Source organism: Natrinema soli (assembly GCF_028618695.1).
In genome coordinates this window covers 1-20,377 of the sequence record NZ_JAQIVI010000298.1, presented here as the reverse complement: position 1 = coordinate 20,377, position 20,377 = coordinate 1, and the positions used below count along the sequence as shown (strand labels likewise).

At 61.1% G+C, this 20,377-nt stretch carries 19 protein-coding genes, 1 tRNA gene and 6 pseudogenes; 17 read left to right on the top strand and 9 right to left on the bottom strand.

All coding sequences use genetic code 11. The features are described from left to right. Positions 1-357: pseudogene (locus PGX04_RS18215) on the bottom strand (NADP-dependent oxidoreductase); the annotation flags it as partial. A 218-nt stretch (positions 358-575) separates the two neighbouring features. Between PGX04_RS18215 and PGX04_RS18210 the strand changes: the two are divergent. From PGX04_RS18210 to PGX04_RS18170, 9 genes are all read left to right on the top strand, one after another. Continuing rightward, a complete protein-coding gene (locus PGX04_RS18210; RefSeq protein ID WP_005554588.1) occupies positions 576-770 on the top strand; it encodes a cold-shock protein in 195 nt (64 codons plus the stop codon). A 129-nt stretch (positions 771-899) separates the two neighbouring features. Then, positions 900-1,766, top strand: coding sequence for a hypothetical protein (locus tag PGX04_RS18205; RefSeq protein ID WP_273739804.1), 867 nt, complete (start codon positions 900-902; stop codon positions 1,764-1,766). A gap of 53 nt (positions 1,767-1,819) precedes the next feature. After that, positions 1,820-2,185, top strand: coding sequence for a cupin domain-containing protein (locus tag PGX04_RS18200; protein WP_273739803.1), 366 nt, complete (start codon positions 1,820-1,822; stop codon positions 2,183-2,185). A 123-nt stretch (positions 2,186-2,308) separates the two neighbouring features. Beyond that, positions 2,309-3,418, top strand: a complete 1,110-nt coding sequence (locus PGX04_RS18195) for a FecCD family ABC transporter permease (protein WP_273739802.1) — start codon at positions 2,309-2,311, stop codon at positions 3,416-3,418. Then, on the top strand, positions 3,418-4,281 hold the full coding sequence (locus PGX04_RS18190; RefSeq protein ID WP_273739801.1) for an ABC transporter ATP-binding protein: 864 nt from the start codon (positions 3,418-3,420) through the stop codon (positions 4,279-4,281). Before PGX04_RS18195 ends, PGX04_RS18190 begins: the two co-directional genes overlap by 1 nt. A gap of 48 nt (positions 4,282-4,329) precedes the next feature. Next, complete coding sequence (locus PGX04_RS18185; protein WP_273739800.1) at positions 4,330-5,436, top strand: ABC transporter substrate-binding protein; 1,107 nt, start codon at positions 4,330-4,332, stop codon at positions 5,434-5,436. 59 nt (positions 5,437-5,495) lie between these two features. After that, positions 5,496-6,590 (top strand): ABC transporter substrate-binding protein, encoded by a 1,095-nt coding sequence (locus PGX04_RS18180; RefSeq protein WP_273739799.1) that lies wholly within the window; start codon positions 5,496-5,498, stop codon positions 6,588-6,590. 105 nt (positions 6,591-6,695) lie between these two features. After that, positions 6,696-8,762: a DEAD/DEAH box helicase gene (locus PGX04_RS18175; RefSeq protein WP_273739798.1), complete on the top strand. Its 2,067-nt coding sequence runs from the start codon at positions 6,696-6,698 to the stop codon at positions 8,760-8,762. 146 nt (positions 8,763-8,908) lie between these two features. Further along, positions 8,909-9,604 (top strand): DUF7504 family protein, encoded by a 696-nt coding sequence (locus tag PGX04_RS18170; protein ID WP_273739807.1) that lies wholly within the window; start codon positions 8,909-8,911, stop codon positions 9,602-9,604. 111 nt (positions 9,605-9,715) lie between these two features. Here the strand turns inward: PGX04_RS18170 and PGX04_RS18165 are convergent, their stop codons facing one another. Next, positions 9,716-9,970, bottom strand: coding sequence for a pro-sigmaK processing inhibitor BofA family protein (locus tag PGX04_RS18165; RefSeq protein WP_273739797.1), 255 nt, complete (start codon positions 9,968-9,970; stop codon positions 9,716-9,718). Between the two features lie 83 nt (positions 9,971-10,053). On the opposite strand from PGX04_RS18165, the gene PGX04_RS18160 reads away from it, so the two are divergent. From PGX04_RS18160 to PGX04_RS18140, 5 genes and pseudogenes are all read left to right on the top strand, one after another. Continuing rightward, positions 10,054-10,126, top strand: a tRNA-Pro gene (locus tag PGX04_RS18160). Positions 10,127-10,214: 88 nt separating this feature from the next. Next, positions 10,215-10,444, top strand: a pseudogene (locus PGX04_RS18155) (DUF7563 family protein). A 638-nt stretch (positions 10,445-11,082) separates the two neighbouring features. Beyond that, a pseudogene (locus tag PGX04_RS18150) lies at positions 11,083-11,274 on the top strand (DUF7845 domain-containing protein); the annotation flags it as partial. 505 nt (positions 11,275-11,779) lie between these two features. Continuing rightward, the gene (locus PGX04_RS18145) at positions 11,780-12,184 is read left to right on the top strand and encodes a hypothetical protein (RefSeq protein WP_273739796.1); all 405 of its coding nucleotides are present in this window, start codon (positions 11,780-11,782) and stop codon (positions 12,182-12,184) included. 249 nt (positions 12,185-12,433) lie between these two features. Next, positions 12,434-12,688: pseudogene (locus PGX04_RS18140) on the top strand (DUF7692 domain-containing protein). A 37-nt stretch (positions 12,689-12,725) separates the two neighbouring features. On the opposite strand, the gene PGX04_RS18135 reads toward PGX04_RS18140, so the two are convergent. Together PGX04_RS18135 and PGX04_RS18130 are read right to left on the bottom strand one after the other, a co-directional pair. Then, entirely contained in the window at positions 12,726-12,992 is a 267-nt protein-coding gene (locus PGX04_RS18135; protein ID WP_273739795.1) for a HalOD1 output domain-containing protein, read from the bottom strand. Positions 12,993-13,132: 140 nt separating this feature from the next. Next, entirely contained in the window at positions 13,133-13,516 is a 384-nt protein-coding gene (locus tag PGX04_RS18130; RefSeq protein WP_273739806.1) for a PD-(D/E)XK family putative nuclease, read from the bottom strand. Positions 13,517-13,849: 333 nt separating this feature from the next. On the opposite strand from PGX04_RS18130, the pseudogene PGX04_RS18125 reads away from it, so the two are divergent. Then, positions 13,850-14,034, top strand: a pseudogene (locus tag PGX04_RS18125) (DUF8053 family protein). Between the two features lie 52 nt (positions 14,035-14,086). Here PGX04_RS18125 and PGX04_RS18120 read toward each other — a convergent pair. Beyond that, positions 14,087-14,473 (bottom strand): type IV pilin N-terminal domain-containing protein, encoded by a 387-nt coding sequence (locus tag PGX04_RS18120; protein ID WP_273739805.1) that lies wholly within the window; start codon positions 14,471-14,473, stop codon positions 14,087-14,089. Between the two features lie 341 nt (positions 14,474-14,814). On the opposite strand from PGX04_RS18120, the gene PGX04_RS18115 reads away from it, so the two are divergent. After that, complete coding sequence (locus PGX04_RS18115; RefSeq protein ID WP_273739808.1) at positions 14,815-15,126, top strand: hypothetical protein; 312 nt, start codon at positions 14,815-14,817, stop codon at positions 15,124-15,126. A 498-nt stretch (positions 15,127-15,624) separates the two neighbouring features. Here the strand turns inward: PGX04_RS18115 and PGX04_RS18110 are convergent, their stop codons facing one another. Then, positions 15,625-15,798: a hypothetical protein gene (locus tag PGX04_RS18110; protein WP_273739794.1), complete on the bottom strand. Its 174-nt coding sequence runs from the start codon at positions 15,796-15,798 to the stop codon at positions 15,625-15,627. Between the two features lie 823 nt (positions 15,799-16,621). Between PGX04_RS18110 and PGX04_RS18105 the strand changes: the two genes are divergently transcribed. Further along, the gene (locus PGX04_RS18105; RefSeq protein WP_273739793.1) at positions 16,622-18,724 is read left to right on the top strand and encodes a minichromosome maintenance protein MCM; all 2,103 of its coding nucleotides are present in this window, start codon (positions 16,622-16,624) and stop codon (positions 18,722-18,724) included. Between the two features lie 34 nt (positions 18,725-18,758). On the opposite strand, the gene PGX04_RS18100 is transcribed toward PGX04_RS18105, so the two are convergent. The 3 genes and pseudogenes from PGX04_RS18100 to PGX04_RS18090 form a co-directional block, all read right to left on the bottom strand. Then, positions 18,759-19,658: a transcription initiation factor IIB gene (locus tag PGX04_RS18100; RefSeq protein WP_273739792.1), complete on the bottom strand. Its 900-nt coding sequence runs from the start codon at positions 19,656-19,658 to the stop codon at positions 18,759-18,761. Between the two features lie 102 nt (positions 19,659-19,760). After that, a complete protein-coding gene (locus PGX04_RS18095) occupies positions 19,761-20,102 on the bottom strand; it encodes a hypothetical protein (protein WP_273739791.1) in 342 nt (113 codons plus the stop codon). A 124-nt stretch (positions 20,103-20,226) separates the two neighbouring features. Then, positions 20,227-20,377 (bottom strand): annotated as a pseudogene (locus PGX04_RS18090) (threonine synthase); the annotation flags it as partial.

Below are 20,377 nucleotides of genomic sequence, written 5' to 3'. Positions count from 1 at the left end.
GACCGGACCGAGGTCCGGGTTCACCGGCTGGAGGTCGTCCGCGTCGGCGACCGCGTGCTCCGCCCAGAGGAGATCACCGGTCACCACGTCGCCTGCCGCGAACTCGTCGGCCTCGGACTCGAGGACCTCGCCGACGACGCCGGCCTGCATGGGTTCGCCGACGTTCCACGGTTCGGCGTAGGATTCCGCGTCGCGCATCCGCCCGCGCATGTAGGGGTCGACCGACTGATACAGCGTCTCGACCAGCACCTCGCCGTCGCTCGGTTCGGGCCGGTCGACGGTGACGAGTTCGAAGTTCTCCGCGGTCGGTTCGCCGACCGGACGACTGGCGAGTTGCCACTGCCTGGTTTCTGCCATACCCGTTCATGGTCGCGCCCCCAAGTCAATATTGGGCTCCCGGAACTCGGTCCGAACGGACTCTCCGTCTCGATCTCGGTGCATCGCCTGCAGGAGACGATACAGGGGAGCTGTCGCTGAACCCGCCAATACCGGTTCGAGCGGGTCCGTTCCCTCGATATCGACGCACGACTCGAGTCGGTGCTTTTATCACTCCCTGGCGCTTCTCCTTAGAAGCAATGGCGAAAGGAACCGTTGATTTCTTCAACGACACTGGCGGCTACGGATTCATCGAGACTGAGGACGCGGACGACGACGTGTTCTTCCACATGGAAGACATCGGCGGCCCGGACCTTGAGGAAGGACAGGAGCTCGAGTTCGACATCGAGCAGGCCCCCAAGGGCCCGCGCGCGACGAACGTCGAGCGCCTGTAAGGCGAATTCGAACTGGTATCGGCACTTGACTGCAGTATTTTACTACCCCTGAGCGGCGGCGCTGTCGAACACGAAACTCCTCGTCCGATCGAGCACAATTTTATCTGTCAGTGACACGAAGGACGAGTGATGACGGACCACTCCGACGCAGTCACGTGGTCTCGACGCGCGTCGGCGTCGACGCTCGGTCGCCTCTGTCAGTACCTTCAGGTCGGTTTTTTCGGCGGAATGACGCTACTGGTGGTTGCACTCGGAGTCGCGGTGCTCGTTCTCTCCGCCGTAAACGGCGCGTACGAACGACTCGCGCTGTTCGTCTTGCTCTTGCTGATCGGCGGGCCGTTCTCGCTGCTGTACTTGCTCCCGCTGGTCGACGACGATGCGGCCCGCTCCTCGATACGGACGTGGACGGAGCACACCGGGTATGATCGGCTCCGCCCGCTCCCCGCGGCGGTGAGCGTCCTCGCCGGCGCGGTCGTGATCGTCGGCTCGGTCGCGGTGTCTCCGGTGGCCTTGCTCGCGTTGTTCTTGGTGGTCCCGGTCGGAACGTCGATCGGCATGCAGTTGGTCAACTCCCGCGGCGAAATCGATCCCGGGGTGGGAACGGTTCGCGTGGACGGCCAGTCGTTCGAACTCGCGGAACTCGCGGCCGTCAGCGTCCGCCGCGTGCCCGGGACGGGAACCGTCGTCCTCCGGCCGTCGTACGCAACTAAAACGCGAGGGGTGACGGCACCGGGGTACGTCTCGATGCCCCGAGACGTCTACGAGGAGGCCCGACCGCTGCTCGAGGCCGCCGCGAGCGAGACGGAACGAACGATCCGACAGAGCCGAACCGAGCGCGTCGTCCTCGTCGTCCTCGGTGTCGGCGCGCTCGTCGGTGCGGTCGGCGCCGCGTTCCTCGGATTCGAGCGCGGGGGAGACGCGCGCATAATCCTCTCCTATATCGCCATGCTGGTCGGCTGCTTCGGGATCGGGATCCTCACGCTGGCCGCTCGATAACGATGACGCCGTCGACCCGGACCGTTTTGTGGATCCGCCACCGACTCGAGACCATGACGGAGCCACTGGTCAGACGCGGCGACGAGATCGAGTACGAGACCGTCGATGCGGCCGACGGGCTCTCGAAGGGCGTTCTGATCGATGACGATCACGGCGCGCCGACCTTCGCGATCCGGCGATTCGTCCTCGAGCCCGGCGCCGAAGTGCCGAAACACACCAACGACGTCGAACACGAGCAGTACGTCCTCGAGGGCGAGTACACGGTGGGTATCAGCGACGAGGAGCACGCGGTGGAAGCGGGCGACTCGCTGCTAATCCCCGCGGGGACGGTACACTGGTACCGCAACGAAGGTGACCGTCGGGGTGCGTTCATCTGTGCGGTTCCGAACGGAGACGACGAGATAAACCTGCTCGAGTAACGGCACGGCCCGTCGGGCGGATCGAGCCGAGAGAATCCGACCCGACTGCGGATGGTGTCAACACTATACCACACCGTTCTGCAACCGCAAATACTAAACGTCTTTTAGGCACACCTAAATGCGATGGCAGAAGCGCAGTCGGTCGAGGGGCACGCGTCCGCCCGAGAGCGAGAGGGATGGGTCACGGGGATGCTCGTCCTCTTTTGTCTGGCGAGTACGGCCGTCACCGTCGTCGCCGGACTCGTGCAGGTGAGCTTCGGAGAGTACTCGATGACGTTCCTCGAGGCCTGGCAGGCGGTGTTCAATCCCAGCGTGATATTCAACTTCCACGCCTGGTCGGCGTTCCTCTTCGGGACGGACCTGCCGGAGATGAGCACCGCGAGCATCGTCGTCTGGACCCTCCGAATGCCGCGGGTGTTTGTCGCGATCATCGCCGGCGCGACGCTCGCGATCTCCGGTGCGATCTTCCAGGCCGTGACGCGGAACGAACTGGCGAGTCCGTTCGTGCTGGGTGTCAGCTCCGGCGCTGGATTCGCCGTGCTGGCAACGTTGGTCGTCTTTAGCGGCCTCACGCCGTTCCTGCCGCTGATCGCCGCCCTGGGCGGGACGGTCGCGTTCGTGATCGTCTACACGATCGCCTGGAAGGGCGGGACGAGCCCCGTCCGACTCGTGCTCGCGGGCGTCGTCGTGAACATGGTCTTTCAGTCGCTCCAGCAGGGTCTGTTTTTCTTCGCGGACGATCTGGGCGTCGTCCAGACGGCGATCGCCTGGCTGACGGGATCGCTCACGGGCACCGGCTGGGAGGAAGTACGGATCGCGATCCTGCCGGCGGCCGTGGCGATCGCGATCGCGCTCGCCGGTGCGCGGCAGTTGAACGTCCTCATGTTGGGCGAGAACACCGCTCGTTCGCTCGGTATGCGCGTCGAACGGGTCCGCTTTTCCCTCTCGGCCGTCGCGATTCTGGCCGCCAGCGCCGCTATCGCTGTCGCCGGCATCATCAGCTTCTTCGGCCTCGTCGTCCCCCACATCGTTCGGAACACGGTCGGTGGGGACTACCGACGGCTGATGATCGGGTGTCTCTTCGCCGGGCCCGCACTGATGGTCGCCGCCGACGTCGGTGCGCGACTCGCGCTGGGCGGGACCCAGATGCCCGTCGGCGTCGTCACCGGACTGATCGGCGGCCCCTATTTCCTCTATCTGATGCGGAAACAGCAATCGATGGGTGAGCTATAATGGCACGCACACAGCAGGACGTGGATCGAGAACGGGAGCGGATCACCAACGACAACGGCGACACGGTCGAGAGCGCACTGGTCGGCGACGACCTCAAGCTCAGTTATCCGACGAGCGAGGAGACCATCGTCGACTGCGCGCGCCTCGACATCCCCGAGGAAGCGGTGACCGCGCTCGTCGGACCCAACGGCAGCGGGAAGAGTACCCTTCTGAAGGCGCTCTCGAAGCACCTCGAGCCGAACACGGGATCCGTGCAGATACACGGCGAGGATCTCGACGCGTTCAGTCGCAAGGAACTGGCGCGCGAAATGGGGGTCCTCTCGCAGGAGAACGACTCGCTCGGCTCGATCCCCGTTGAAGACCTCATCTATCACGGCCGCTACCCGCATCGGGGCTTCTTCGACGGCGTCTCCGAGGCGGATCATCGGGCGGTCGAACGCGCGATCGAACTGGCGGGGATCGATCACCTCCGGGAGTCCGAACTCGGCCAGCTGAGCGGCGGTCAGAAGCAACTGGCCTGGATCGCCATGGTGCTGGCACAGGACACCGACGTCCTGTTGCTCGACGAGCCGACGACGTTCCTGGACATTCACCACCAGTTCCGCGTTCTCGAGACGATCCGACAGCTCAACGAGGAGAAGGGCGTCACCGTCGCCGTCATCCTCCACGATATCTCGCAGGCGGCCCGTTTCGCGGACTATCTGGTCGCGATGCGCGACGGCGAACTCTACGACTGGGGGCCGCCCGAAGAGGTCGTGACGGAACAGCTGCTCGCCGACGTCTTCGGCGTCGAGGCCACCGTCGAGTACGAGCCCGAACTTCAGGTGCTACCGAAGCGCGCGCTTCCGGATAACCGGACCTGACGCCGCTAGTCGGAAGACTTTTGTACTTTTAGGCCAGCCTAAAACTCGATGACAGTCGATGCGAGACGGACGAGACGACGCCTGATGAAGACGGGGGCAGCGATCGCCGGGCTCGGTGCGACCGCCGGCTGTCTCGGCACGCAGGGGTCGGGAGATGGGAAGAGCGATTACTCCGTCACGATGGAGCCCGTCGGCACCGTCGAGTTCGAATCCGTTCCAGAGAACTGGCTCCCCTATACGGGAGATTACGCGGATATGGGCGTTGCGCTCGGCCAGGCAGACGGGCTGGTCGGAATCGGCCTGCAGAGCCGGTACGGGACTCACTACTACGAGGAACTGCCGGGCGTCTCGGTCGAACCGGACGACCTGACCGAGCTCTGGGACGACGGGACCGGGAAGGAGGTGTTCTACGAACTCGAGGCCGACGTTCACCTCATCGATCCGAACTTCATGATCAACCGGCTGGGCTGGAGCCGGGACGAGGTCAATGAAATCGCCGAGACCGTCGCGCCGTTCGTCGGCAACACGATCTTCTCGGCCAGCTACGACTGGCACGACTACCCCCGCTATACACTCTACGAGGCCTTCGAGAAGGTGGCGGCGGTATTTCAGGAGCGAGAGCGCTACGAGGCGTTCGAACGGCTCCACGATGACGTCCTGGCCGACGTGCAGTCTCGACTCCCCGACGAGCGGCCCGAGGTCGCGGTCCTCGTCCCCGCCTCGGCCGAACCCGAAGCGTTCTATCCGTACCACATCGAGGACGATACCCAGTCCAAACACTGGACCGATCTGCAGGTCGACGGTGCGCTCGCTTCGAACGGCATCGGCGACGCGCAGGCGGCGAGCGGCACCATCGACTACGAAACGCTTCTCGAGATCGATCCCGACGTTATCGCGATCAGACAGCAGGGAAAAGTCACCGAGTCGGAGTTCGAGCAGGGGATCGTCTCGTTCATGCGCGATCACGACGTCGCGAGCGAGCTCCGAGCGGTCAGGAACGACCGCGTCGTCTACGGCGGCATGACCTACCAGGGGCCGATCATTCACCTCTTCCAGCTCGAGCGGGCGGCCCGGGGGATCTATCCCGACGAGTTCGGCGACGAGGAACTGTTTGACCGGCAAGCTGTCGCCGACATCGTTACCGGCGATAGCTGACACCGATCAGTCGGACGGCTTCGGAACACTTTTACTGTTTTAGGTTAGCCTAAATTATAATGAGTGAGAAACAGACGTGGACGAGACGGAACGTGCTTCGAACGGGGGGAGCGCTCGCAGGTGTGAGCGCGATGGCCGGCTGCATCGGAGACAACGGATCCTCGGACGGAGAAACCGAATATACAGTATCGATGCCGCCGGTCGGCGACGTCGAGTTCGACGGTGTCCCGGAGAACTGGGCGGCCAACAACGGTAGCTGGGCCGACATGGGGATCGCACTGGGCCAGGAGCCCCCCGCGGCCCTCTACCTCACCCACCGGTACCACACGCAGTACTACGACGAAATCCCCGACGTGAGCGTCGATCCGGACGATATCGACGCGCTCTGGGAGGACGAACTGACCGTTGAGGAGTTCATGGATCTGAGCGAGGACGTGGATGTCTTCGTCATGGACCCGAACTTCCTGAAGGGGCAAGGCCAGTGGAGCGACGACGACATCGATCAAGTCGCGTCGACCGGGACGCCCTTTTTCGGCAACAGCATCTTCTCGCGGGATTACGGCTTCCACGACGATTACGAGTACCTGACGCTGTACGAAGCGTTCGAGAAACTCGCCGAGGTCTTTCAGGAAGAGGAACGCTACGAGGAGTTCGAGGCGCTACACGACGAGTTCCAGACGACGATCGAGGACACCGTCCCCGCGGACGATCCCCAGGTCGCCGTCCTGTGGCCCCAGGATGACGTTTTCCTCCCGTATATCGTCGATGAGGGAACGAGTTACAAACCGCTCCAGGACCTCGGGTACGAGGACGCGCTCGCGAACACTAACGTCGAGGACTTCCACAGCGGACGCGGCGAGGTCGACTACGAGACGCTGCTCGAGATCGATCCGGACAACATCCTGCTGCGCAGTGAAGAGTACGAGTCCCGGGAGGAGTTCGTACAGGGCACCGTCGAGCCGATGAAAGATCACGACGTCGCACAGCAACTCACGGCCGTCCAGAACGGCGATATCTATCGGGCCGGTCCGCTCTACCAGGGACCGATCACCAACCTCGCCGTCACCCAGCAGCTGGCAGAGCAGCTCTACGGCATCGACGAGCAACTGTACGATCCGCAGGAAGTCAGCGACATCGTCAACGGAGACTTCTAGGGACCGCTCGGTCGAACTCCGCGAGGCGGCGCGCGTTCGGGTCGGTCCGGGATCGACGCGCTCGAGTCCGAATCGCTCAAGTACGCCACGCTACTATTCACTGTCGTGTCGAAGCAGGTCCAGCAGGTCGATACCATCTTCTGTCACGAAACGGGTGGCGACTATCTCGTCGTCATCGAACGTGGCGGGAAGCGACTGTTCCGCGCGAAGCTCGAACTCTCGGAAACCTCGGCCGGCCCCCGTCCCGCGAAGTTCCGACTCAAAGACGGCTCGAGCGAGGAGCCCCGGCAACCCGACGAGTTCGTCGAACTCGCCCGCCGATCCAAGCGGATCCGCATCTCCGAACAGACCTCGAGTGCGGGTCGTCGCGACCTTCAGGAAATGCTCGCGGGCTACCAGCTCGAGGATAAGGTCAAGACCGTTCGGACCTGCCGCTACTGCGCCGGCGCGGGCCGGTACTCGCCGATTACGACCGAGACCGCCGTCAAAGACGACAACGACTGGATCTGTACGGACTGTGCGAAACGGGAACTCGAGCGCCAGCTTTCCTTTTCCGGCGGCGGCGCGGTCTCGGGTGCCGCCAAGGAACGCCTCGAAGAGCTCATGCTGGAGGTCCAGGACCTAGAACGGATCGTCAACCTGCTCAAGGGACAGCTCGATCCCGATCTGACGAAGTTCGATACCATCTCGGCGACGACCGAGGAGGTCGACCCCGTTCGGACGGACTCGTTGAACCTGCATCCGGGTATCCAGGACCTGCTCGAGGACCGGTTCGACACGCTGCTGCCGGTCCAGAGTCTCGCGGTCGAGAACGGCCTCCTCGACGGCGAGGACCAGCTCGTCGTCTCCGCGACGGCGACCGGGAAGACCCTCGTCGGCGAGATGACCGGTATCGACCGCGTCCTCAACGGAAAGGGGACGATGCTCTTTCTGGTGCCGCTGGTGGCGCTGGCCAATCAGAAATACGAGGACTTTCAGGACGAGTACGGTCACCTCGTCGACGTCTCCATCCGCGTGGGTGCGAGCCGGATCGCCGACAACGGCAACCAGTTCGACCCGAACGCCGACATCATCGTCGGCACCTACGAGGGGATCGATCACGCCCTGCGGACGGGCAAGGAGATGGGTGACATCGGGACCGTCGTCATCGACGAGGTCCACACCCTCAAGGAGGAGGATCGGGGCCACCGCCTCGACGGCCTCATCTCGCGGCTCAAGTACACCTGCGAGCAGCGGGCGGCGCGCCGCGAGGAGTACGACGGCGCGCAGTGGGTCTACCTCTCGGCGACCGTCGGCAACCCCGAACAGCTCACGAACGCGCTCGAGGCCACGCTCATCGAGTTCGAGGAGCGTCCGATCCCGATCGAACGCCACGTCACATTCGCGGACGGCCAGGAGAAAGTACGGGTCGAGAACAAGCTCGTCAAACGCGAGTTCGACACCGAGTCCTCGAAGGGGTATCGCGGGCAGACGATCATCTTTACCAACTCCCGGCGGCGCTGTCACGAGATCTCGCGGAAGCTCGATTACTCGGCCGCCCCCTACCACGCCGGACTGGACTACAAGCGCCGGAAGACGGTCGAACGAAAGTTCGGCGAGCAGGAGCTCTCGGCGGTCGTCACGACCGCCGCGCTGGCCGCCGGGGTCGACTTCCCCGCCTCGCAGGTCATCTTCGATTCGCTGGCGATGGGCATCGAGTGGCTCTCGGTCCAGGAGTTCCACCAGATGCTCGGCCGCGCGGGCCGCCCCGACTATCACGACACGGGGACGGTGTACGTCCTCGTCGAACCCGACACCGTCTACCACAACTCGATGGAGATGAGCGAGGACGAGGTCGCCTTCAAACTCCTCAAAGGCGAGATGGAGTCGGTGATGACCCACTACGACGAGGCTGCGGCTGTCGAGGAGACGCTCGCGAACGTCACAGTCGGCGGCAAGGCCGCGAAGGCGCTCAACGACCGCATGCTCGGCGACGTCCCCACGAAACACGCCGTCGGCAAGCTGCTGCAGTACGACTTCATCGACGGCTTCGAACCCACGCCGCTCGGTCGCGTCGTGACCGAACACTTCCTCGAGCCCGGCCAGGCGTTCACCCTTCTCGACGGGATCCGGAAAGACGCTCATCCCTACGAACTCGTCGCGGACATCGAACTCCGCGACGCGGACCTCTGACTGGGCTCGCAGTGCGATCGGTACCCGCCGACGGCGCGCTGGAACGCGACCGAGATCGTTTTCGCTCCCCGTTCGCGGCCGGAACGGTAAAGGACGGGAGGAACCAATCGATGTCCAATACGGGAACCCGTCCCGGTGCTGTCACTATGGACACGACGACGCCAGCCGCGATCGATCCACCCGCGAACGTGTTGCTCGTCCACTCGGGACGAACAGGGCCGGACGCCTGCGAGGAGCTGTGTTACGCCGACAGCGACACGGCTCATCTCGCGGTCACCTTCGCCGACGAGGAGCCGGACTGTCCCGACGAAGAGACGATCGACGGCCCGCTCGGGCAGCTCGCGATTGGGGACGTCCTGACCGACGCCGGCGACGAATCGGAGCCGGATTTTTCCCGGCCGATCGTCACCGATTCGGTGACCGATCCGACCGATCTCTCCGCGATCGGCGTCGCGGTCAGCCGGTTTTGTAAACATTGGGACGAAACCGGCGGGGAGATCACGGTCTGTTTCGACTCGCTCGACGCCCTGCTTCGTCACACCTCGCCGAAGGAGGTCTTTCAGTTCGCGCACGTCCTCACGAACCGGCTCTCGAGCGTCGACGCCTACGCCCACTTTCACTTCGATCCGGCGCGCCACGAGGACCGGGTCGTCTCGACGTTCGGGACGATTTTCGACGCCGTCGTCGCCGACGACGATGCAAACGAGTCGCTCCCGCAGGCGACCGACGAGGACGTCGCGGCGTTACTGGCCGAGTGGGACGGGGCGTCGACGGCCGACGCCGGATCCGATGCGGTCACCGAAGCGACCGACGAGGACATCGCACGTATTCTCGGAAACTGAGACGGAGTACGCTCCGTCAGTTCCGGCGCGCCCGCGACCCGCCGTGCGGGTGCGCCGATACAATGGTACAGCAGATCGTATGAGTCGACGGTCGACGCCGATCAGCAGGGCTCACGGAACGAAGGCGACACCGAACAGCGAGAGCGCGAGCACGAGCAACGAGCCCGGAACGCCGCCGATCGCGACGATCGCAACCGTCAGCGGCGTCACCGCTACTCCGATGCCGAAGACGACCTGGGCGAGGTACAACACCACGAGTCCGCCCACCGCGTTGACGATGAAGGGTCTCGCGACCTCGATGAGCTGTGCCGCCACGAGGACGAGTACCAACACGAGAATCAAAAGCAGCATCTCGAGTCCGGTCATAGCTGGCGCTATCACGGCATCGGGCAAAACCGTTCGGACCGTAACGAAACGCTTTATGACGTGGGCGCGATTGGAGTAAATACGGGATCGTGGGTTAGCTTGGTATACTTCGGGCCTTGGGTGCCCGTGACCCCGGTTCAAATCCGGGCGATCCCATACGGTATACACGTAAAGCGGCGTGATTTGCCGCTTTGACCCGGTCGTTCTCACACCAGTTAGCAACCGCTTTCTGGAGGTAGTCAGCATGACGGTCGCGCCCTGGCCGTCGGTCGACAACTCGACGTACAAGCACTGCGGAGCCCATGTCACCGACCACTTCTCGCGAGTTTTCGGTGATAACCGAAACCAAGCCCACCGCTGTGGTGACTGCGATACGTACATGCGACTGAGCCACGGCTCCGCTGCTGGCGCCGGCGTATCGATTCCGGACCGGAAACGTCGCCCGGCCGCCACGGCGGTGAGGCCGATGTGTAGCTGGTTTGTTCCGGCGAATCGGCTCTCCGATGTCGGCAGTCGAACGCCCATAGCCCATCCGACTCATCAAGCGACTGATGTGGCCGTTCGGCGGGCGCTCGAGAACCGAGCGGTTCGCGCCGACGGTGGATACCCCCCAAGCGGTACTGAACGACAACCAAACTCTGCTGGAGACTGTGACGGGAAGGAGTTGCACCTTCGGCACACCCGTGGATCGGGCGCGTGTTACGCTACACCACCGCCACGCCGACTGCAGTCGATATGTTCCCAGTCGTCTCCATATACCTCAGGGCGTTTCTCACTCTCCGATTTTATGCGGCTACTGGCACCTTTCGGGCTGATCGTGCTGTCTGGAACGGTCCTACTCAGTTTACGTCCTCAGCGAGAGTAAAGCTCGTTCCGCCACACTTGCAGAAACCTTTCCCCATCGCCTTCAGTTCTCCATCTAATACATTAATACCTGGTTGTATTAACCCACAGTTGTCACAGTATAAGACTACCCTGTCTGTTCTCTCTGTCATTTTACCGAGGGCAATTACTACTGGATACGGGAATAACCTTTCCCAACTGTCACGAACGCTTGAACGATCGATACAGGCGGCTACTGATCGCGGGGATGGTGGTTCGCGATGACCCGCCTCGTCGAGTCCGCCGAGTACGCGATCGAGAGCGACGCCGACCGGATGCAGCATCTCATGGGCTTAGCCGACCACGTTGCGGAGTCATCGTCGTTCCAGAAGTGGCTCGCGAAGAACGGGGCCGACCTCGAGTTCGACGAACACGGCGAGCCCCGTCGGATGCGGATTGATACGATTCTCTCCCAGTTGAAGCACATGTAACGGGTTGTCTGATCTCCCCTGTTCAAACGATAATCAGTCAGTGATCGCCTGTTGGATGGAAATCAACACAAATCCAATCTCAACGATCAATATTCGAAATTCTGTCCAACAATATATACGCCAGTTAGTACTAACCACCATGTCGGCTGGTGTCTCAATAGAATTGTACAAAATAATTCGATAAATAAGGGATCTGGGAGAAATAAGTCTTTAAGCAGATGACGATAGAATGGACGAAGGATCTGGTTCCGCTATCCTCGCTTCTCTCTGTTCGTACGATTACTAGTTTTTCCAGCCATATATCGTTTTTTTTCATACTTAATTAATATCTTATTCTGTTCGATTGATTCGGTCACGTCGTTATTAATACGGTATATTTTGGATATGGCTATACTGGTAATTATATTATTATGATATTGATATATGAACGCCTCTACTGTGTTTATAATCCGCTCCGAGACACATCTGAAGTGGGTGTGATCCACCCGGTATTAGAATGAACAAGGATAAATCGACAAGCACCCGTCGTAGCATTCTCCGGACCACAGGGGGAATAAGTCTCAGTACAATTGGACTGAGCGGGGTCGCTTCTGCGCACGACAAGCAGAAGAAAGACGACCAGAAGAAGCGCCACAAGGACGACAAGCAGAAGAAAGACGACCAGAAGAAGCGCCACAAGGACGACAAGCAGAAGAAAGACGACCAGAAGAAGCGCCACAAGGACGACAAACAGAAGAAAGACGATCAGAAGGCAGGCGGTACCCATATTGATACAGGTGACATTCAGGTCAAGGCTGGCAGCGGCGGCACCCGTATTGATACAGGTGATATTCAGGTCAGGACGGGCAGCGGCGGAACCAGTGTCAAGACGAGCAGCATCAACATCAATATAGACGGGTGAAAGACCTCGAAATCCAGGCTCCCGTCAACGCTCCAGAGTGGTTCATTGAGCGGATAAAAACGTAACTCTGGAAACCGGGTTTCCCGGGACACAGGAAATTGAAGACGTGGTGAAATTGACCTCTTTCACACCCCTTCTCGGGGTTGCACGTCGACAGAATCCGTTTCCCGAATATGCACACGAGCCGCGACTCGTCGTGTGCATATCGCGAGTCCAATAACGAGGATTTCAGGGGTCGTGTGTACGAGTATCCGAATCAGAACCGACGGCGACTACGCATACCGACGAGACGCGATCGAACGTGCAGCTGACTGCTACGACTGCAACAAGATGAAAACAGTGGTGAGTGCCTGCAATGGCGTTCTGACGATCGTCTAGGCCTCCCGCCAAGTCCTCGAGCGCGTCGACCTCACGCTCGAGCAGCGCCGAGCGATCGCCGAGACGCTCTCGTCTCGAGTAGTGGCTTTCAAAGTCACTACTGAGACCGCTGTTGACGCGGAATAGTAAGAGATCAAATCTCAGTCTCGGGGCTCAGAGCGGGTCACACTGCGGTTTTCTCAGGGTCGATGGCCGCGACACGATTCTCGAGATCCACATCGCCTGTACTATCGACAGTCACCGTGTAACCTTTGTAGACGAATTCGATTGTGGTCGGATTCCTCTCGGAGTCGCGTGCGTCATAGAGTGAGTCAAGTGCGTCCGTGTTGATCACGTAGTGGATCGGTGGGTTGAGCTCCTCCGGTTGGACTCCTTCGCGTTCGGCGACTTTGTCTACAATCTTCAGACTGAGTGATTGATTGGGTTGCACAATCTCCGATGTCAGGAACTACCTTATAAAACCAGACGTTCCTCTAATGACGCGCGTCAGACAACGGCCTATGATCAGTTCCCATGATATATTCTGAGTAGGGAGGAAATGAGAGATTACGGTGGAAGAGACTCACTTACTCAGAAGATAGTGCCAATCGAGAGCTTCGCTTGCTCGGTCCCGCGGTGATCACCGCCACCGTGCCACCGGAGCAGTGGGAACTCGCTCGAGCGGACTATTTTGTCACGTAGGATTGTGCAGCCCGATCGCCCATGTGGCCGGTAGACGACGAAACAGTACCAGCCGTCGTGCCGCCGGAGTTTCTCGTGGTACTCCCGGTAGACCTTCCAGTTTCCGGGCTGGCCGTCGGAACGCTTGTGCATCGTTGACTTGATCTCGACGGGCGTTCCGTTCCCGAATCTCGCATCGTGCCAGCTGGCCCGCTCGAGATCGGAGCGACGCTTCTCGGCCATCCGTTTCTCGACGGCGGTCCCGAAGTGGTTCGCTCGCTTCGACCGATTCACGCGGACCATGCGCGTCGCGCGCCGATATATCCCCGCTGGCCTCGGGCCGCGCGCCCATCGTTCGCTTCGCTCCTTGGAGGGAGCGAGCGCGGTGGGCTATTGGCCGATGGGCCGCCATTCAGATCACCCGCCGCGGAGATCGTCGCGAGCACGAACAGCGGTGCGAGCACGCTGTCAATCAGGTCGATGCCGTCTTCACGCCGTACCGCGCCTGGTACCGCGTTTGATGGGTGGTTAAGGGCCATACGACCGGTCGTCATCCCCTCCCATCGAAAAAGTCAGGAAAACCAAGGTTCACCGAACTTTATATCAAGGCGGGTTGCCGCCCGCTGCATGGCGCTGAACAAATTCAGACGCTTCGACCAGAACTCGCTCGGGATCACCCTGCCGAAAGACGATCTCCGCGTCGAGGGGCTACTTGACGAACACGGCGATCTCGAGGGAGAACACACCGCCACATCCGTTATATCAGGGATGGTGAGTGGACTGTCGAACTCGTCGAGGGTATCGATGCGTGAACGCTGATTACACGTTTCTCTTCGTCACCGATTCCTTTCTTTTTCTATCTTATTATCGCAGTATGGTTGATTCGCCTTCGTATTCACCTATAATTTTCACATTATCCGGCTCGCAGGATAACCCCGTCACGTTTTCACCTACAGATGGGTCAGCGTTTGATAGATTGCCTTCACTCACGCTACCGCAAGCAGCTCCCCAGTCGTCCAGCCTATCAATGTTAGTGATTGTGACTGTTGACTCATTGGATGAACTATTGTGTTCGACGTCGAATGTCGCTTGGGCAGTAGCACTCGTATCACCCATGTCCAGCACGAATGCTGCAATCACGGCCGCGAGAATGACGGTGATCGCAACCATGAGGATCACGCCAATAACTGGTGATACTGCTCGTTCGTCGCCGTTTCCGATCAGCTTCGATCTGTATTGCTTCAAATCCATGTTTATCACAGCACCGCTGTGAACGGTCGGAAAGGTTATGCGCGGTGGTCTGGAACCACTTTTCGCGTGTAGGGGGATTGGAACTTCACAGCCAACCCGACGCGCCTTCTTGCCGTTCCGCTTGGTGCGTACCATCAGCAGGCTACGCTTCCCATATATAGTTAGAGGTTCGTGAAAGTCTTCTCAACTGCCATCGATTTCAAAGCTGAGAATTAGCGACTCCTATCTCGAATACAGCGGGGCCTTGAGCCCGTCCCCTCTTGCGATTTGTTTCTTTTCCGCTGAAACGACACGAATTTGGCTATTCGGGAATAGGCACTTCTCTGGAGTGGGACGAACCGGTGATCGCCGAACGCGACCTCGCGCGCACATACAACGGGGCTGCCTACGAGGACCCGTGGACTGCCGTTTTAGATTACCAGACCGTGATGCGATACGCGAACGAACACCCGAATAAGGGCTCAGGGGTGATCGCGACTGCGCTCGAGATTCCGCGCGTCGTATTCGAGTTCAACCTCGAGATACGCACGGCCGCGGTCAGTGATCCGGTGCAATCCCTCGTCGACGTGATCGACCAGTCCGGCATCGCGCAACTTTCCGAGCCGCGTACTCAGATAGTAGCGCGAGCAAAGCCGCGAGCGACGAATTCGTAACGATCGGCTGATTCGAATCCTGAAAGTCACAGCCCGCACAGACGAGCAACGTGAGGCGAGCAGGGATGTCTTCCGTTTGTTCCAATCCGGGCGATCGCGCCGGAGTATCAGGATTCGTCGTGAAAATCGAACGCCGAAAATCGAGGCGTATGATGTCGGGGCGTGACAATCTCTGGTGCTAGCCGGTGGCGGGGCCCACACGGAGTATGGTCACAATGGCCACAGGGGGTTTCGTACAGCCGTAGTGGTAGTTTTGGTATTCGTCGTCATCACCTCACTACTGTGTAGTGTATGTCCAACAATAAAGCTTCTTATCGAGGTAAACATGGCTAATGAGCGAGAACTATTGGGCATATGTATTCGTATCTTCGCAACATGGACGACCGCACAAGTTTGCCACGGCCTCCCTGCGCGTTTGTGATCGTCTTCGAAATCCATTCCCATCGCGGAGCAGCATCGACCGATCGAGCGACGCCCCGACGGGGAACACAGCACCGATCAGGGAGACGGGGTTGGTTGCTCGAGTCGAGTGAACGATCCGTCACCGCAGACGCAGTCCTCGCTCGTGCCCAGCGGGCGGATCGAACCCGCCGGCGTGACCTCGGCAACGAGGATCGCTTCACAGTTCTCACAGCGAACCGCGGCTCGCGTTCGGGTAGATTGCGTTGCCATGGAATGAGACGAAGCGGCTACATCGCTATCAGTACGGCTCCAACGTACGAAGGGTGTTCGGCAGACCTCGATTCCGGTATCGGCCGGAACAGGTGGATTTACCGCCTGTACAGGGCCGATCTCGAAAGCGAATTCGAGAACGTCGGTAGAACGACGAATCGAGGAGCGAACTCGCCTCAATCTCTCGCCCCGACTACTCGAGGAACCGATCGCCGACGTAGATCACCCCTTCGGCGACGAGACCGACGGGAATCGCCATGGCGATCAGGGGACGAGCACGTCGCCGAGATCGAAGAGATCGGTCCCGCCGCTCCCACCGGTGCTACCGGTGTCTGCGCTCTCCGTACTGGGGGAGAAACACGGTGAGGCCGCGAGCGGTGCCGATTGATACGGTCTGCTGTCACCGTGTCCCGGCGCACCCGCGACCCGCCATGCGGGTGCGCCGGAACTGACTGACAGCGGTCCGTCTGACCGCGTTGCGGCTACCGCTCTACTTCTCGGTCCCCGACATCCAAAACAGATTGGCCGTAATTACATACCGTCGGGGTCGAACGAACAACTGTGGCCGCGCGGCCAACCGGTCGACGGGAATACTGTACACGGCGTGTGGTCCACATCGGCCTGCCACGAAAACAGGGTCGACGGGTTCGACGTGGACCGAATCGATTTTCCGATTTCTCGAGGACACGGACACGGCTTCGTATCGCGCCCGAACGACGGAACGATGGCGACTCGAGGGCGGAGACCGACTGGCGCTCGTCTCCGTTCAGTTTCGCCCCGGTATACGACCATTTATACCCGATGGCGGTCCTAGAACGGTGCAATGGCGCAAGCGGGAAATTCTGAACTCGTCGACTCGTTCGAGCAGTTCTTTCGCAATTATTACGACAACGAGATCAAGCAGCTTGCCCAGCAGTATCCCAACGAGCAGCGGTCGCTCCACATCAACTGGCAGGATCTCTACAAGTTCGATCCCGACCTCGCGGACGACTTTTTGAACCAGCCGGAACAGCTCCAGCGCTACGCCGAAGAGGCGCTGCGTCTCTACGACCTCCCGATCGACGTGAGCCTCGGGCAGGCCCATGTCCGAATCCGAAACCTCCCTGAGACCGAGTCTCCCGAGATTCGGGAGATCCGCGCTCGAGAGATGAACTCCCTCGTCCAGGTCCGGGGGATCGTCCGCAAGGCCACCGACGTCCGGCCCAAGATCGAGGAATCCGCCTTCGAGTGCCAGCTCTGTGGCACCCTCACCCGCGTCCCCCAGTCCAGCGGCGACTTTCAGGAACCCCACGAGTGCCAGGGCTGTGAACGGCAGGGCCCGTTCCGCGTCAACTTCGACCAGTCCGAGTTCGTCGACTCACAGAAGCTGCGCATTCAGGAGAGTCCCGAGGGGCTGCGCGGCGGGGAGACCCCGCAGTCGCTCGACATCCACATCGAGGACGACATCACCGGCGAGGTCACGCCCGGCGACCACGTCTCCGCGACGGGCGTCCTCCGGCTCGAGCAACAGGGCGACCAGCAGGAGAAGTCGCCGGTCTTCGACTTCTACATGGAGGGGATGTCCGTCGAGGTCGACGAAGAGCAGTTCGAGGACATGGACATCACCGACCAGGACAAAGAGGAGATCGTCCGACTCTCGAGCTCCGAGGGTATCTACGAGCAGATGGTCGCCTCCATCGCGCCCTCGATCTACGGCTACGATCAGGAGAAGCTCTCGATGATCCTCCAGCTGTTTTCCGGCGTGACGAAGCAGCTGCCCGACGGCTCGAGGATTCGGGGAGACCTACACATGCTCCTGATCGGCGATCCGGGTACAGGAAAATCGCAGATGCTGAGCTACATTCAGAACATCGCCCCTCGAGCCGTCTACACCTCCGGGAAGGGCTCGTCCTCGGCGGGTCTTACCGCCGCCGCTGTTCGCGACGACTTCGGTGACGGCCAGCAGTGGACCCTCGAGGCCGGCGCGCTCGTCCTCGCCGATCAGGGGATTGCAGCGATTGACGAACTCGATAAAATGCGATCGGAAGACAGGAGTGCCATGCACGAAGCCCTCGAGCAACAGAAGATCTCGGTCTCGAAGGCCGGAATCAATGCGACGCTCAAGTCCCGCTGTTCGCTGCTCGGTGCGGCCAACCCCAAGTACGGTCGCTTCGACCAGTACGAGCCGATCGGCGAACAGATCGACCTCGAGCCGGCGCTCATCTCGCGGTTCGACCTGATCTTCACGGTGACGGACCAGCCCGACGAGGAGAAAGACCGCAATCTCGCGGAGCACATCATCACCACGAACTACGCCGGCGAGTTGACCACGCAGCGCGAGGAGATGACGTCGATGGACGTCTCGACCGAGGAGATCGACGAGATGACCGAGCAGGTCGATCCGGAGATCGACGCCGAACTCCTGCGCAAGTACATCGCCTACGCGAAACAGAACTGCCATCCGCGGATGACCGAGAGCGCTCGCAACTCGATCCGGGACTTCTACGTCGACCTGCGTGCGAAGGGGTCCGACGAGGACGCACCGGTCCCCGTGACGGCGCGGAAACTCGAGGCGCTGGTGCGCCTCTCGGAGGCCAGCGCTCGCGTGCGACTGTCGGATACGGTCGAGCAGGCCGACGCCGAACGGGTCATCGAGATCGTCCGATCGTGTCTGCAGGACATCGGCGTCGATCCCGAGACCGGCGAGTTCGACGCGGACATCGTCGAGGCCGGCACCTCGAAGTCCCAGCGCGACCGGATCAAGAACCTCAAACAGCTGATCGGCGACATCGAGGAGGAGTACGACGACGGCGCGCCGGTCGACATCGTCCTCGAGCGGGCCGAGGAAGTCGGCATGGATCAGTCCAAAGCCGAACACGAGATCGACAAGCTCAAACAGAAAGGCGAGGTCTACGAGCCGAGTACGGATACGCTTCGGACGACGTAGGACGAGTAGCGGACCGAAACTCTCGGACGTGACGTTAGAGTTCTCTGAGATTCATGACGGTCGATCGGATCGTCACGGCAGCGACGTCGGCCACCGCAGCGGCGTCGGACTGAGTCAACGACGGCCACTCCTCGCATTCGCCGGTGGCCTTGTAGAGACAGCCCGCAGCGACCCCGCTCGGATTGCGCCCGCCGATCAGCCCGGCCTCGAGCAGGGTGTCGACGTGCTCTCGCGCACGCCGCTCGACCGCCTGTCCGAGGTCGAGTTTCGACGCGTACCGCGGGAGATACTGCGTGGGATCGATCGGCCCCGTCGGCAGACCGAGTTCACGGTTCAAGGCGTCGTAGGCGACGGTGAGTTCGTCGCTGTCGGCGCGCGCGACGGCGGCGATTTCGTCGGTCGTCCGGGCGATCGAGCGCGTCCGACAGGTCGCATAGATCGCGGCGGCGGCGAAGCCTTCCAGCGACCGGCCCTGCAGGAGGTCTTCGGACTGAGCGGACTCGAAGAGCGCGCACGACTGCTCTCGGGCGGAGTCCGGTAGTGAGAGCAAGGCGGTGATCCGCCTGATTTCTGTGAATCCGTACACCTGATTTCGTTCGGCCTTCGAGGAGATTCGAGCTCGATTGTGCTCTCGGCGTAATCGAGCGATCTGCCGTCGTTTTCTGCCGGTCAACCGAGAACTGTACCCCGAACTCGAGCCGGAGCCGTATCCGATCTTCGTCGAGAGCCCCCGATCGTGTCTCGAGCGGGTCAGCGGGGCTCCGGTGCGTCTCGGATCGCTGTCCTCGTCGTCGAACGACCGCCACTCGGGACCGTGATCGATCGCGTCCTCTGACGAAACGAGTCCGCACTCCTCACAGACTATTTCCGCATCCCTCTTCCGCAATCTGCCATCGCATTCGGGACAGACTACAGACGTATCAGCATTCGCCATTGGTTATTTCATTCCCTATCTGCCACTGGCTTCCGCTTGATATTTAAACTGTTGGAATGACTAAAGGAAACTGAGGGATAGGAGGGAAAGAATAGGGGGAGGCTATCGATCGATTAATTGCGCCAGCAGGGACCGTGACTGCGATTCCGACTCGTGGGTCGCCGTCTCGTCGTCCGATCGATCGGCCAACAGGTGTTCGTACTGATCGATGACGGCCTGTCGGCGTCGTTCGCTGGTTTCGACCATTTGCTCGAGGGCGGCAATCCGGGCGTGAAGCCGCGCACGTTCGATCTTGTAGGCGAGCGGCGGTTCCCGTCGACCCGAGTCGGGGGAGGGCCGTTGCAGCGGGTGACCGTCTCGGTGGTCCGATCCGGCGGGCTGGTTCGGATACCTGTGTTCGGCAGTGAAGCGGATGGGCGTTGGACCTCGTTGCTCGGCGGACATGGCTCGACAACGCCTACCATACCGTTCCGGAAAAAGGTCAGTCAGTCGGGCGTCAGACGCGTCTGACGCGGGTCGTCCGTCCGAACGACGCTATTCCTGCAGGTGCTCGAGCACGCCGTCGGATCTATCGATCCGACGAGCTCTCACTCGTGAGGCTCGCGAGAACGCCCCGCGTCTCGGCGGGTACGGGCTCGGGTTCGCTGCCCGCCGCGGCCGCGGCGTCGGGATCCTTGAGCAGGTGGCCGGTGGTGAGACAGGCGACGCGCTCGTCGTCG